We start from the raw sequence: 14364 nt of genomic DNA, 5'->3' as shown, positions 1-14364 counted from the left end.
AGACATCTACTTCGTACCATTCGTCTACTGTCGGTCCGTGTTACTCAATCGGCTTCGGGTGTGCCTTGCCGGATATCGTTAACGACTGTTTCGACCAGTTCGGGCAGTAGGCTGTGGTTTAGCGGCCGAGCTAACACTCGGACCCCTGCGTGTTCCACGACACGAGAACACTGCTCAATGTGAATATTGGGCTGATCGGACTCTGAGAGGAGCCCCTGTACGTATCTTTGCGTGACGAGGCTTAGCAACTGTTCGGACCCGGGGAGCCGGTGCACTTCGAGTTCGTCGGTCTCGGTGAGGACATAGCAGCGGGTCAACGGGACGGTCTCGGGCACTTCTTCGATCGGAAGCATCTGTTTTTTGTACCACGATTCCTCAGAAGGCGTCGTCGTGCCTTGGAGACCGAGCGTGGTGGCGGCATCCGACTCTAGGCGGAGCTGTGGAACTCCCGGAACTACCATCGGCCCGTTCTCGTCGAGTCGGATCGCGACCACGTCGTCTTCCAACACTGAATACCCAGCTGCGTCGAACGCCGCGGCCGTCGTCGACTTCCCAGCGCCTCTCGGACCGAGAAACGTCACCGCTTTGCCGTCGACCGAAACCGCACTGGCGTGGAGCACGAGGTGATCGCGTTGGTGAAGCACCAGTCCGAGCAGTTCGTTCTCGATGAGTCGCCGGAAGAACTCCCGTTGCTCTGCCGCCTCGTCTATCGGATCGCACACGATTCGGGTTCCGTCTTCTACGAGAAACGACCCAATCGAGTCGTACGTCAGTCTGACGGCGTCGGGGGTGGCCACGATCCGACGGCCACCCCTACCTTCCACAGATTCTGGAACGGGTTCGACGGTACCCCGCTCAATCTCGATGTCAGGACCTACAGCGGTTCTATTGGCCACCGGAAGTTCTGGTAATTCGAACACAGATCTAGTCTGCAGATCATACGCAGAGTATGTGTACATACGATTGATGGATTATCTATAATACTGTGCTCATCCGATTTAATACTAAGTGGTTTGTGCACCGGCCGTTTAGATAAAAATGCCAATCAGGCGTACCGCGCTTCGTAACTCGATTTGAACTCACGATGTGGGGTCCATGAACGAGTTTCACGGGCACAGACCACGTTGAAACCGCACCACCCTTCCTTTGATCCGTACCTAAACACTACTATTTAAAAAGGCAAGAACTTATATATTGTTAGTACAATGACGATATGTGGAAATGAACTCGTATAAAAAGCCCAAAATCAGCAGAATCGGTGATGTTGAGGACATAACTGAAAGCGGAGGGACGAACGACAATGCCCAGTGTTTTTCTCGTGCGGGAAAAAGCGATGACTACAATCCCAACTGTTGACGAGTGCTTACTGACGACAACCAATACAAGTACACTGCCTTCGGAATAGACATTCAATCGACTATTCCACTCTCCGGATTTCTTTCTCACGTTCCGAATAGTCCCGATAGATCTGAGACCGATCTAACAGTCAAACTCGGGTTCCTGCCACAGCGTTCAGAGGATCTGGGTTTCGGTGCTAACAAAGTGTACTCTGACAACGCCGAAGGAGTACAGATTTATCGCTTGCAAGGCGGATTCTTTCTATCTTATCAGGGTGTCGGGTCTCTGGTCGTCGAGACTAACGAAATCACGGTCTCACCCAATCCCGCTGCTGACCAAGACAGTGTCAAATGGCTGGTTACGAACCTCGGGCTCAGGCTCGCTCTCGTCGCTCGGGGTGCAGTGGTCTTTCACGCGAGTGCAGTAGTCATCGACGACACGCTCGTCTCGTTCACCGGACCCTCCGGACGGGGGAAGTCGACGGTCGCCGCAGCGTGTTACGCCAGCGGTCACGTACATCATTCAGACGATCTCGTACCCGTTTTCCCTCAGTCAAGTGGGGAAGCCTCTTGTGCGCCCCCTGGGCCACCTCGATTGCGAGTCAACGCAGACGTTGTTCCCTCACTGGAACTATCACCACCTCAGTCGAAACAAACTGACCGGAAAGTGCGGATAGATACTTCAGCCAGACACTCGACGAGGTATCAAGCCATAGATGTGCTGTATCTGATCGAAGACGCAGAAAGCATCGCTATTAACGAGGTCCCGGCACATGATGCGGTCTTAGAGATTTTACGTCAGTCATACGCACTGTACCGCGATTCGGACACCGACTCCGCGCGAGCTCACTTCGAACGCTGTAGTCAGTTGGCTCGGTCGATGAGCGTCCGAACTCTTTCTCGCCCCCGTTCACTACAAAGACTACAGGAAGTAGTGAGTTCCATCGAAGAAGACGTCTTAGAGTGAATGATCTACCGAAACCATCTATACTGTATCGCCTACTATCATTACTCAGTGCAGTTTACTACAGAGCGAACACCCACGGCCGCAGATGAGGTGAACACAGCCAACTACTCCGTTTCACCCTGACTAATGACTGATATCGATGACCGGTTGATCCCGAATTGGTCCCCGCAGGCGCTCTGGACCCTCGCAGTCGCCTTCTTCGTTGTCGGGGACCTCCTCACCACGAGTATCGGTGTTTCCTCGGGACAGATCGCTGAGGTCGGACCGCTCGGTGAGCCGATCGTCAGCCGGTACGGGATCCCCGGGATGGTGGCGTTGAAACTCGTCGTGGTCGGTTGCTCGCGTCTCGCTTGGAGGCTGGCTCCCACTCCGGATCGAATCGGCATCCCTCTCGGACTGGTGGTTGTCGGTATTCTTGTGACTTTCTGGAACTTCTTCGTGGTGCTCTCGGCCTCCGGATCCGTCTGACCGGTCCTAGGAAAGCCTGCGCGGCGTCCGCGCGAGGTCTACGGGCGACTCGAGATTCCTCATCCATTCAAGACGAGATGCTCTCTCGTAACATTGGTTACTATACTAATTTTTACCATCTAACATTTTCAATTCATTTTTGATAATTTGGACCCTGAATTTATTCGTCCTGTTCAAAGAGAAGCGGATAGAAATGAACCACACGGTGGCGGTCACAGGCGAAACGCAGGGAGAGGGCAAGGCCACATCGGTCGCGATACCCGGGGGCGTGTTCGCCGAAACCGGCGCCGACGTCCTGCTCGTCGACTGTGACTTCACCAACCCATCGCTCGCGGTCGATATCGGCATTAGGGACCCGGAGACTACGGTCTACGACGTGTGCACGGGGAGCGCGACGGTCCGCGAAGCGGTCCACACTGGGCTGGCCGGGATAGCCGTCGTTCCAGGTAAGCGATTCAGTGTGCCTGACGCGGCGGACGGCGTTGTCGTTGTCTCGAGGTCGGGGGGCGCTGCGGGGCGGAACGCGGCGGCAGTTCACGGGTCGCTCCGGGAACACGGACGTCCGCCGCTCGGGACCGCGATCACTCGCGTCGAGAGCAATGCGGATAGTACGGACTGGGACTGTGAGCTGCTCGCGACGGTTCCTGAGTCGAACGCGGTCGCGGTCGGGGCGACAGCCGTACTCGACGCACTGTCGGACCCGGCTGCCGGGAGCTGCCGGGAACTCGCTCAGGGCGTGTACCGACGCCTCCGAAATGAGAACGACGAGACGGTCTCGAACACCGTGACCTGGCTCCCACAGCTGTCGGATCTGTTCGTTGCGGCCGCCGTCACAGACGGAGCGTCTGGTGATACGGACACATCTTCGATCGATGAAGCCGGGGAGCCCAAGTCGGCCGCCAGCGCTGATGGCGCTCATTCGACTGTGACCGCGGTCACGGACGGTGGGACCGACTCTGAGGGAGTCGCGGACGACTCGACAGCGGAGGCAAACGGGTCTACCGAAGGACCGACAGAGGACGATGACAACGGTCCCACGATCACACGGCGTGGCGCGCTAGCCGCGCTTACGGTCGCCGTGGGCGGCGTGTCGGCAGGGATACTGAACACGCATGAGACGCCGAAGATCGAGGCGTTCGGCTACGGCGGCACGCCGGTTTCGTCGACCGAATCGGGAGCGACGAGCGCGACGAACAACACGACGAACGCGGGGTCGCTCCCGACGGCCGGGGTCGCCCAAACAGAACCGACGGACGAGACGGGAACAGAGGGGACTGAAGAGGACCCGATCGGGAACGAAACGGAGACTGGCAACACCACGGCCCCCGAGAACGTCAGCAACACAACCGAGACCGGGGAGGATCTAGCTCCCGACGCGGAGCCGGCACCCGACGAAGACAGTGAGACAGAAGCACCACCGACGAACGGCGGTGGAGGAGGGAGCACCGGGAGCGGCAGTGACACCGGTGGCGGCGGCGGGGCAGGCGGGGACGACGGCACGACCGATGAGCCCCCAGAGCCCAGACAAGGAGAGTTTGGAACAGTCGGCTACGGTAGTGGTGGCTACGGAGGTGTCGCGTGACCCGTCCGGAAGCGTGCGTCTGACCGCTTGTTTGCGCTCGTGGGAGGATCAGTCCACTGTAAACGCGTGGGCGACCGCGGTTAGCCGCTCATCACCGATCTCGTCTCGCTGACAGTGTTGCCGGCGTCGTCTTCCACGCTGAGCGTGACATTGTACATTTCACCGCCCCCTTTTTTGATCCTATACGACTCGGAGCCTGAGGCGTTACTACTGCCGACTGCCGTCTCGCTGGATCTCACGGTCGTGCCGTCAGCGCCGTCGACCCAGATAGAGATCGCACGCAGGTCTGCGTCTGTATCGGAAACGATCCAATCGACACTGATCTCAGCGTGCGGATTCGGTGAGCCGGCCTCCGAAACCTCGAAAGACTCGACTGCCGGATCCCTTTCCGCAGTAATCGTCGTGAACGCGGCCGAACTTCCCGTCGCGGAGTCACCATCGCTCGTCGCGGCGAGCGCTCGGAACTCGTAGTCCGTGTCGCTCGCCAACCCGGTTACGGTCTCGCTGAAACTCCCTGTCGCGGTCAGCGTCTGTGTTGCTGTCGCGTCCCAGCTGCTGCTCCCTGCGTCGCGGTACTCGAACGAGACCTCGGCCGAATCGGCGTTGCCGAGGTCGGGCAGCGAGCCCTCGAACGTCGCGCTCGTCTCGCCGACGTCCGTCGCTCCGTCGGTCGAAACGCTCACCAGGTGTTCGACGGTCGTGAAGGCGGTCGTCGAACCGGTCGTCGACTCGCCGTCGCTTCCCGTTGCTACCGCCCTGAACTCGTACTCGTCGCCGTCACCCAGTCCCGAGAGGGACGCGCTGAAACCGCCGGTCGACGAGAGCGTCTGTACGGCGGTGGCGGTCCAGGTGGCGTCGCCGGCGTTCCGGTACTCGAAGGCGACGTTCGCGGACAAGGCGCCGCCGAGGTCGGTCAGCGATCCGTCGAGCGTCGCTGTCGTCTCGCCGACGTCTGTCGCTCCGTCGGTCGCGACGGTCAGCGTTCCGGTGGGACCCCCGTATCCCTCGACGCCGTATCCGCCTTCACCGTACCCGTCCGATGAGGCCGTCGCGGTCCCCGACCCGAGGGTGACGACGGCGGCACCGGCGCCGAGCGTTTTGAATACCGACCGACGCGACAGGACTGGCCCACCGTTCTGTTTCTCAGTTGTCGTTTCTTTCTTTGACATATAAAATAAAAATATATTGAATGTATAATTACTCGGATCTGATTATCAAATATGAGGCTAGTTTTCGACGGTGGTAGTGTTTGAATACCCGAAATTAACTGTTCTCGGCGGGAGTAGTTCAGTCCGTAAAATCGACTGCTGAGACACTCACACCGCTCTGTCTTCCGGGTGCGGGTAGATCGCACCGCTCGGCTGCCACGACGAAAGGGACCGATCGACACGCTCCGCCAGTGGGCGGGAGCCGCCTATCGGTCGTGTTCGGCGTCGCCGAACTCGGCCGGTGTCCGGGTTCCGTTTCTTGTACAGGATGACGAGGGCGTGAACACCTGCGAGTTGGAGGGCGTCGCAACCGGGCCGCTCGCAGGTGGAATGTTAAGTCGAGCAGATTAGTGGCTGTAGCGGGCTTCGAACAGCGACTCGTCGGTCACAGTGCGGGTGGTTGAGCGTTCGGGACTTTTCCGTGACCTTTGCCCCTCACCACGTCAGTCCCTCGTACGTGATTCCGTCACGGCGCTCGATGATTCTTCGCCCGTCGACGACGACCGGATCCGCCATCGCGTCGAACTCCTCGTCGAGCGTCGCGAACTCGTCCCAGTCCGTGACCACGACCGCACCGTCGGCGCCGTCGAGAGCGGCTTCCGCGGAGTCGGCGTAGTCGACGTCGTCGAGGTATTCCTTCGCGTTCTCGATTGCGACCGGGTCGTAGGCGGTGACGGTCGCGCCGCGATCCTGGAGCCGCTCGATGACCGGGATGGCGCGGGAGTTCCGCATGTCGTCAGTCCCGGGTTTGAACGCGAGTCCGAGCACGGCGACGGTGGCGCCGTCGAGATCGATGTAGTCGGCCGTGAGGTCGATCAGGCGCTCCGGCTGGCGGTCGTTGACCTCGACGGTGGCGTTGAGCAGGGACGGTTCGTACCCCGTCTCCTCGGCGGCGGCGATGATGGCGGCGACGTCCTTCGGGAAACACGAGCCGCCCCAGCCGACCCCGCTCCGGAGGAACCGCTCGCCGATCCGGTCGTCGAGTCCGATCGCGTCCGCGACCTCGTACGCGTCGACACCCAGTTCCTTGCAGATGTTCCCGAGATCGTTGATTAAACTCAGCTTCGTCGCGAGGAACCCGTTGTTCGCGTACTTGATCATCTCGGCTGGAATGGTAAAATCGCACGAGATAGGCGAAATTGAGCTGTTCAGCTACGGTGGCAGACTTTTCATATCAAACGGGTTGAGGTCGACAAGCGCGACGTACGGTACGATCTGTGCTGAATCGCCTTCGACTGATAGAGTTACTCATACGGAACCGACGACTGAGGCAGGATTCGGTGACACAGAATGCGATCTATCGGAGAATGTGACGCGAACTAAAAGATCTAATAAAGTAATGAAAGACTTATACTGAAACCACTTTTTTATAACTGGATGCTGATAGCATAGTAAACATGAACTTAGTTGGAGCAAGTGTCAAGATGTTTATATCTAAAGTTATAAAATCTATTGGAGGTTTTCTAGCTGTAATCATTTTTTCGAGAGAGGCAGGGGCATCACCCTTGGGAACATACTATGGCTTTATAGCTTTCATTGGAATACTGAGCATTCCAACAGATCTTGGGATTGAAAGTGCTGCTGAAAAACGAATTAGTGAAGGAAAGGATCGTGATACGTATCTTGCGTCAGCTATCCTGCTAAAATCAGTTATTATAATTGTACCTAGTGTGTTATTATTGCTAGCAAATAACTATATCAATCAATACTTAGGTGCAGAACTCGGCTATATACTAGTATTAATACTGGTGATAGATCAAGGAGCTGGCCTTGGTATGAGGGTTCTCCGTGGTGAGCTCCGAGTTGGTGAGACGGCTCTCATACAAACTATCCATCCGTTAAGCTGGCTTACTGTAGGATATTATCTGTATATCCAAGGATATGGTGTCTCTGCTCTTGTATATGGTCACCTTTTTGGTACAATTCTTACGCTTGTAATATCTTGGTGGAAAGTCGAAACAAATGTTGGCTATCCCTCGATTAATGCTTGCCGATCGCTATTTGATTATGGTAAATATAGTGTGGTACCATCTATAGGCGGAACAGTATATAGTTGGATCGACATATTAATTTTGACTCTATTTTTAACTGAAGTGGGAAATATTACGCGTGGTGAGATCGGGGCCTATGAGAATGCTTGGAGACTATCTCTACTCGCGTTGATGATTAGCCGTTCTATTGAAACAACTATCTTTCCTCAATTTAGTCAATGGGATGCTGAAGGCGCCACCGATCGTATTGAGGAGGTTATCCCAAAGGCAGCTCTTCCCTCGTTGCTTGTTGTAATTCCAGCATTTGCAGGTACTATCGTTCTTTCTAAAGACCTCCTTCGCGTGCTGTTTGGTAGTGAATTCACCGTTGCGTGGTTGGTCCTGATTATTTTCTCTGGAGAAAAGGTTATCCAATCACTGTATGGGGTCTTTGCACGACCACTGATGGCTATTGATCGTCCAGAACTGTCTGCATATGCGACAATCACTAGTATAATAGTTAACATAATACTTAATATTGTATTGATCTTTGAATTTGGTATTATTGGTGCAGCCGCCGCTACAACGATATCTTTTGGTTTAAATACTATTCTACATGCTCGCTATCTAAACAAATTTATAAAAATCGATCTTCCACTATTTCAGGCAGCTTGGAGCGCAGTTGTTTCCCTCGTAATGATGCTTCTGGTTTATATTACTTCATCAATAATAGTAATTAATACAATCCCCGACCTAATCTTTGTAGTTTTATTTGGGGTAATTATATATGTAATTGGAATATTGATATACAGTCCGACTCGGACAGCGATTTGGCAAATGACTAAACCAATTATTGGAAAGTTCTCATCAAAAGTATCTGTGTCGTAGTCATCTCAAATACAGATACTTTTATTATGCTAGGTTTAATTGTGAGTAGGATGTGGAAGAATCTAATGTGTGGTAAAAAGCTAGATTCGTCAGTAACTGATGATGATACAGTGAATATAACCATAACTAATGTTTTTGGGTACAGTAATAAAGGAGATTCTGCTATTGTCTTGAGTATGTTAGACGCTTTGAATAAGGAACTGGGTGATGTAGAGATTGCTATCGAAAGTTGGCACCCTGAGTTAGATCAAGATATATATAAAAATTGTAGAGTGTTTGATCGTCTCTGGAAGGGAAGACGTTGTGAGAAGTTCGGAAATTTTAGTCCGTACCCAGAAAACCTGTTGGAATCTGTGACCAAGTTACCTTACCTGATTAATTCTATACAATCAAACAATGGACCTCTCTCCGAGAGTATTTTCTTGAGTTCCAAAGAAGAAGAGCTTATCAGCCAATTACAGGAGTCAGATGTTATAGTAAGTGTTGGCGGTGGATTTCTCTTAGGATCAATTGAGAGCTTGGTTCATTTGTATTCATTAAAAATTGCAACACTCAGTAACACCCCTGTTGTGATATACGCGCAATCTATCGGTCCTTTTGATAACAAACTGGTTCGAGAATTAGCGGCGTCTGTTTTACAAAATGTTGACTATATAACTGTTCGAGACAATATTTCAAAAGAAAATCTAGAATCTATGGGTGTTACTTCCCCAAAGATAGAGGTAACTGCCGATGCTGCATTTCTATTTGAGCCAGAATACACAAGCAATATCAAAGATATAAATAACGATATTAATAATTCTGGTTTCTCTGTTGGAATAACTGTTAGAAATTGGCGTTATCCCAATTCGAAGAATCCGAATAAAAAAAGAAAAAATTACCGTCAGCAGCTGTCTAAATTTGTAGACTATATAAACTCCGAATATGCCGATCACATTTATTTTTTCAATCATACAGAGCAAGATTCTGCTGAGGCTGAAAGGATCATCGATATGAGCAGTTGTGAAAGCGACATTACTAATTTGAGATCTGATATCCCACCCAGAAATCTAAAACATTTAATAGGTAAGATGGACTTATTCGTTGGAACGCGGATGCATTCTACGATCTTTTCAATGGAAATGGGTGTTCCAACTATTAGTATTGCATACTTACCTAAGTCAATAGATTTAATGCAGCGTGTCAATTTAGATAAATACGTTATTCCAATCGAAAAAACAAATAAAAACGATCTGCAGATTATGCTTGACAACATTATTAGGAATGAACAAGAATATCTACAAACTATGACGAAAAAAATACAAAGACTGCGTAAATTGGCGAGAAAAAATGTAGAAATTGTTAATAAACACGCACAATCTTAATTCTATTTAATTATAGCTGACTAGGGTGCTCTATTGAAAATGCGGTAAGGAAGCGAGATCATAGTGTTTTGACGAGCTACTTGAGGTTGTAGCGTGTGAACGAGAGGATGATCTCACGGAACTGTCGGTACCAGAACTGCGAACGCAGGGCGAAGTCCTGCGTTCGCTTGACTGTTGAGTAGGAAGTTTTTGACATCCATCGCTGTGTATAGCCTTTTTTTCGAATGAGCGCGGTGTTGGCGGCTGATTTGGAGTTGATCCACGTGAACGAGGTACTCAACATCTAATGCGGTAATCTCGTATTCGGAGTACCAGTCCTGAAAACTATTGTCGGCAAACGGCCCACAGGTCGTCCGCGTTCCGGCGGACGACCCGCGGGCCAGTCTTCGTGTCATGCTCACGCTTGATACAGCAGTGAACGTCTAGTACCGCCAGCGACTCTGTACCGGTTAATGTTGTCTCTTTGATGATCTTTACTCTCTGTTTTCTCCACTGGCAATAGTACTCTGAAGCGTGGAACCGATTGAAGAACCTGCTGTCGAGTGCGAAGTGGCCAGATTGCGGGTGTTGTTGCGCGTTTCAGCGCAGCAACGCCCGCCAGATGTGTATCTTGTATCGATCGAACGAGTCGCTAATACGCTCCTCGAAAAGGATCTCGATGAACTGCTCTCTGAGCAGGCGGAGGTCTGCGCAGACTTCCACCTGCGGCCCTACTATGGTGACGAAGACGACACAGACGACCTCTGTCACCCGGTAGCAAAGTGTGGAACTACTGCGTTCCACGCCTACGCCACACTCTACGCGCGCGTAAAGAACAAACACTACACGCTGGCGGTATCGCCGTCTCGGAGACGGCGATACCGCCAGCAGTGTCCTCGCTGAGTTCTTTGGTGTCCTCGACGGCCTTGACACCATAGTCAAGGCTGGCTACCTTGATCGCGGATTCTAGGACAGCAAGTGTCTCACGCTGCTTCAGGCGCGCAATTACGCGTGCGTGATCCCGATCATCCGGTGGGGTGAGATGATTCAGCAAGAGCTCTCGGAACGATGGAGTCGCGTCATTCAGCACGATCTGACAGGGAAACTCGACGGTCACAGCTGGACCGTCGAGTTTCCCGTCTACATCGACTGTACGTACCTGAACGGGAAGTACGACGAGAACGGCGTGGCGCGTCACGGCTACGCCGCCGTTCATCGACTCACTACAGGACGCTCGATACCACTACTCGAAACGCTTCGGTATCGAGTCAAGCTATCGGTCGTTTGAGCAAGCGACAACGACAACACGAGTTCCAACGGTACGGCTGCTGTACGTCGTGGTGAGTCTTTTTTCACAGAACGTCTGACGGTACCTTCACCACAAATATGTGGCGACGCCCGCCTCGGCGAGGCGTCGCCTCTGTTGGTGGCCGTACAAGGAGTTCGTCAATATGGTTTGACGAGCTGCGTGGACAGCCCGGCGCGTCGCGAGGGCCGTCCCCGCGGATCGGCCACCTGACGACCGATTCAACCGCTAACCACCGACCGAGCAAACCAGCAGAGCGAGTGGCAACGCTGTCGCTGTCGGCGGCGGCTGGCCGCTGCCGACAGCGACAACTCTCCATCGATCTGTCCGTAACTCGACACAGAACTCAGGTCGCAGAAACAGCTAGCCGAGGATGTTTTGTGAGGTACTGATACTTGTTTCGCTCTTATGAAGTACATTGTTGGTGAGTCAGAGAACTGCTTGGACAATCTCTTTCAACGCCTCTCGACCCGGTTTACGGAGGATTCGTCGCCGAAGCTGGAGCGGTCTGAGATACGCTGTCAGTTTGTCCTTTGAGACGCCTCGATGCGGCGAGAGCCACCGTCGCGCCAGCGACGCGTGGCTCTCGCACGTGTTCACGTGCGCGTCTCCATCAACGTACTCGCCGTCGCCGTGAATTACTGATTCTCGGTGGAAGCTCTCGTCATCGTTAAGTGGATCGTAGGCCCGAAATCCGTCAGTATACACGGTCAGCGACTCCTTCTCGTGGTTGCCGAGAAGGAGTCGCATCGTCGCTTCGTCGGCGGATTTCGCCGGAATGACGTATCGCTGACCGCTGCCGCGATCCACGAGGACGAACACGGGTGGTTTGTCTTGATCATACGTTCCCCGTCCGCGTCGAGAGAGGCCGCGAGAGCGCGACCGAGAGTCGCGCTCGCGGCCTTTCTTCCCGGCAGAGACGTAGAACTCGTCGATCTCGGCCGGGCCAACGAGAGAGATGGCTGGCGCGTCGAGCGTTCTGGCGAACTGCTCGACGCGCCGGCGGAGCGAGCGATACGAAACATCAATTTCAGCGTCTAACTGGCGGATACTCGTGTTGAACCGGAGGAACGAGTAGAACGCGAACAACAACTTGTCGAGACCGATCTTTGCGTGCGCGAAGATCGTGCCGGTCTTATCGTTGAACGTGCGGTCGCAATCCTTACAGAGATACCGTTGATACTCTCGATAGCTGCCGTGTTTGATCACCGACTCAGACCGGCAGCGCGGGCAACAGAGGCCCTCGCGCCAGCGAACCTGCTCCAGCAGGTTCGCGGCGCTTGCCTCTGAACTCAGCAATTCAAATGGGAACATTGCATTCGGGTGACGCGTTCGCGTCACCCTTGCCCGCTACGCTTCCACAGCGACAGCTCTACCTGACCAACAATCTACTTCCGAAGAGCGNGCATTCGGGTGACGCGTTCGCGTCACCCTTGCCCGCTACGCTTCCACAGCGACAGCTCTACCTGACCAACAATCTACTTCCGAAGAGCGTACTTGTTTAGCTACACGCAGTGCTGTCTCAACGAAGTCGAGTACGCGACGCTCATAATCGCTTTCTCGACCTCATTTTTTCAAATTGTTACGGGAGGATCCCGTCGCTGTCTTCTATTTTTAGTAGAGCAGTTGGAACACGTCGTTTGCGGCCGATTCCGACCCAAACATATTAAGTAGAATCACATTGTCGAATATTGCTTCCACGGTGTTGTTGTCTGTTTTAATACGACGGTGAAAGCTCAACGGCATCAATAATCTCCTACTGAGACGCGTACATTTATATACTCGGTCTTTATTCATGTAGGTAGATGACTGAAACACCAAACCATAGATTCAATACACCTAGCGAAGGCGAATCAGAATGGCACATCCCTCTAAATGAAAACTTTGAAAAACTCGATATAGATGTTGAAATTAGAGACACAGAAGCCAACAAATCAAATTATGACCCAAAAAAAGGCACAAAGTATGAAGCAACAGACTCTGGCGCAATTTACTACGGAGATGGAAACTCGTGGATTTTAGCCAGTAGAAAAATAAATAAACTAGAATCAAAAGAGATAACATTCGGAGAAGCATTCAATAAGGGCCCAGGGTTTGCGATCGTTGCACCTTCTGAACCACAGGCATATAACAAGATACAAGATGCTATTGACGCTGGTTACAGAGACATCTGGTTATGCGAAGATGTTGATGAAAATAATATTGTAATTCCACCCAATCCTGATGGTGAGTTTCAAACAGCTGGTAATCCTTTTAGACTTCGGGGAATGGCGCAAGATGGTAGACCTCAAATTAATGACTTAGGTGATGGGTCGCCAGTAATAACCGTAGAGAAGGGGAACACTACAAGCCGATTTTTCCTACAAAATTTTAGAATACAGGGAGGTCTAGATACAGGACCGTGTATTGATCTTGGACGACCAGATTTTGACGGTGGAACCGCAGACCCAGCCGGGAGACCAGCAAGAGGATGGATTGAGAACGTATCGAGTAGAGGTGGGCCGTGGATTATTTGGGCGGGCCGACATAAATTAATCCACTGCGACAATAGAAATCTCGGTGGTGAACAACAGTCTCTAACTGTAGCCGAAAAAGAAGTATGGCCTTCCATCTACACTCAAGGTGCTACCTTTGCGATGTATGGTGGGGCATGGAGAACACAAAAGGGCGAAGATAATACTCTAATTCAATCTGGCGCATTTAGTATTTCTGGCGGTGCTACTTTTAATAACCGAGATGGAGAGAACCCTAACGGCGCAACAGTTACACTCTTAGGGGCCACTAGAGGGTTCTTAGGTGGATTCTCATGCGAAGGGGGACCTATTGACCTGCGCTTAGGATTGAAAGGAGACAACTTGAACAGAGGGATAGATAATCTTGTGTTCCTAGCTCCTTCTATGGGAGGTAGTGATGGAATAGAAATGGAAATCAACCAACCGGTCGGGGGGTCAACCTTCTTTTACCCCAACATGGATGTTAAAATACAACAGAATGATCGTGCAGAGCTGTTATTTTTCTCCTCCTCAAATAATAGCATTACAGTAACTGGCGATTATAATACGGGGATATACAATATAGCTCCTGATTTTGATGGTCAATTACAGTTTGGGGGGGTTGAGGGAATGGATATGCGGATACAACTACCTACAGCGGATTCTAAGCCAGATACCCCAAAAAAATACTCTGAGGTTATCGCGTCTGGGGAAGGCTGGGATCCCGCCGAGACTGGCAATCCGGCAAAAGTTATATATAATGGTAATTCTTGGGAGATTGAACACGAATTTAGCCCTTAGCA

General features: G+C 52.3%; 8 protein-coding genes and 3 pseudogenes. 6 read left to right on the top strand and 5 right to left on the bottom strand.

Annotated features, from left to right (window positions below; translation table 11 throughout):
* Positions 1 to 44: 44 nt before the first annotated feature.
* Complete coding sequence (locus C468_RS00690; RefSeq protein WP_008846938.1) at positions 45 to 797, bottom strand: hypothetical protein; 753 nt, start codon at positions 795 to 797, stop codon at positions 45 to 47.
* Positions 798 to 2430: 1633 nt separating this feature from the next.
* Between C468_RS00690 and C468_RS00685 the strand changes: the two genes are divergently transcribed.
* Positions 2431 to 2772, top strand: a complete 342-nt coding sequence (locus C468_RS00685) for a hypothetical protein (protein WP_008846937.1) — start codon at positions 2431 to 2433, stop codon at positions 2770 to 2772.
* Positions 2773 to 2965: 193 nt separating this feature from the next.
* Positions 2966 to 4354: a MinD/ParA family ATP-binding protein gene (locus C468_RS00680; protein WP_008846936.1), complete on the top strand. Its 1389-nt coding sequence runs from the start codon at positions 2966 to 2968 to the stop codon at positions 4352 to 4354.
* A gap of 80 nt (positions 4355 to 4434) precedes the next feature.
* Here C468_RS00680 and C468_RS00675 read toward each other — a convergent pair whose 3' ends face one another.
* Positions 4435 to 5523: a fibronectin type III domain-containing protein gene (locus C468_RS00675; protein ID WP_008846935.1), complete on the bottom strand. Its 1089-nt coding sequence runs from the start codon at positions 5521 to 5523 to the stop codon at positions 4435 to 4437.
* A gap of 474 nt (positions 5524 to 5997) precedes the next feature.
* A pseudogene (locus tag C468_RS00670) lies at positions 5998 to 6669 on the bottom strand (nucleotide sugar dehydrogenase); the annotation flags it as partial.
* 290 nt (positions 6670 to 6959) lie between these two features.
* Between C468_RS00670 and C468_RS17170 the strand changes: the two are divergent.
* Positions 6960 to 8420 (top strand): oligosaccharide flippase family protein, encoded by a 1461-nt coding sequence (locus tag C468_RS17170; RefSeq protein ID WP_152422828.1) that lies wholly within the window; start codon positions 6960 to 6962, stop codon positions 8418 to 8420.
* 50 nt (positions 8421 to 8470) lie between these two features.
* Complete coding sequence (locus C468_RS17165; protein WP_161609708.1) at positions 8471 to 9784, top strand: polysaccharide pyruvyl transferase family protein; 1314 nt, start codon at positions 8471 to 8473, stop codon at positions 9782 to 9784.
* A 76-nt stretch (positions 9785 to 9860) separates the two neighbouring features.
* Here C468_RS17165 and C468_RS17160 read toward each other — a convergent pair.
* Positions 9861 to 10420 (bottom strand): annotated as a pseudogene (locus C468_RS17160) (IS5/IS1182 family transposase); the annotation flags it as partial.
* On the opposite strand from C468_RS17160, the pseudogene C468_RS00665 reads away from it, so the two are divergent.
* Positions 10403 to 11301, top strand: a pseudogene (locus tag C468_RS00665) (ISH3 family transposase); the annotation flags it as partial. The pseudogenes C468_RS17160 and C468_RS00665 overlap by 18 nt on opposite strands.
* Before the next feature lie 197 nt (positions 11302 to 11498).
* On the opposite strand, the gene C468_RS00660 reads toward C468_RS00665, so the two are convergent.
* Positions 11499 to 12383 carry an IS1595 family transposase gene (locus tag C468_RS00660; protein WP_008846930.1) on the bottom strand — a complete coding sequence of 295 codons (885 nt, stop codon included), beginning with the start codon at positions 12381 to 12383 and terminating at the stop codon, positions 11499 to 11501.
* Between the two features lie 491 nt (positions 12384 to 12874).
* Here C468_RS00660 and C468_RS17850 point away from each other — a divergent pair, with 491 nt between their 5' ends.
* Entirely contained in the window at positions 12875 to 14362 is a 1488-nt protein-coding gene (locus tag C468_RS17850; RefSeq protein ID WP_152422827.1) for a hypothetical protein, read from the top strand.
* The last annotated feature ends 2 nt before the right edge of the window (positions 14363 to 14364 follow it).

The sequence above is a fragment of the Halorubrum kocurii JCM 14978 genome, assembly GCF_000337355.1.
In the GTDB taxonomy this organism is placed as follows: Archaea; Halobacteriota; Halobacteria; order Halobacteriales; family Haloferacaceae; genus Halorubrum; species Halorubrum kocurii.
Note: the sequence above shows the minus strand (reverse complement) of the source record. Positions and strands in the feature narration are given on the sequence as shown.

Excerpts from the sequence above, each read along its gene's own strand:
- C468_RS00685 (WP_008846937.1), top strand. The coding sequence starts at position 2,431 with ATGACTGATATCGATGACCGGTTGATCCCGAATTGGTCCCCGCAGGCG.
- C468_RS17165 (WP_161609708.1), top strand. The coding sequence starts at position 8,471 with ATGTGGAAGAATCTAATGTGTGGTAAAAAGCTAGATTCGTCAGTAACT.
- C468_RS00680 (WP_008846936.1), top strand. The coding sequence starts at position 2,966 with ATGAACCACACGGTGGCGGTCACAGGCGAAACGCAGGGAGAGGGCAAG.
- C468_RS17850 (WP_152422827.1), top strand. The coding sequence starts at position 12,875 with ATGACTGAAACACCAAACCATAGATTCAATACACCTAGCGAAGGCGAA.
- C468_RS17170 (WP_152422828.1), top strand. The coding sequence starts at position 6,960 with ATGAACTTAGTTGGAGCAAGTGTCAAGATGTTTATATCTAAAGTTATA.
- C468_RS00675 (WP_008846935.1), bottom strand. The coding sequence starts at position 5,523 with ATGTCAAAGAAAGAAACGACAACTGAGAAACAGAACGGTGGGCCAGTC.
- C468_RS00660 (WP_008846930.1), bottom strand. The coding sequence starts at position 12,383 with ATGTTCCCATTTGAATTGCTGAGTTCAGAGGCAAGCGCCGCGAACCTG.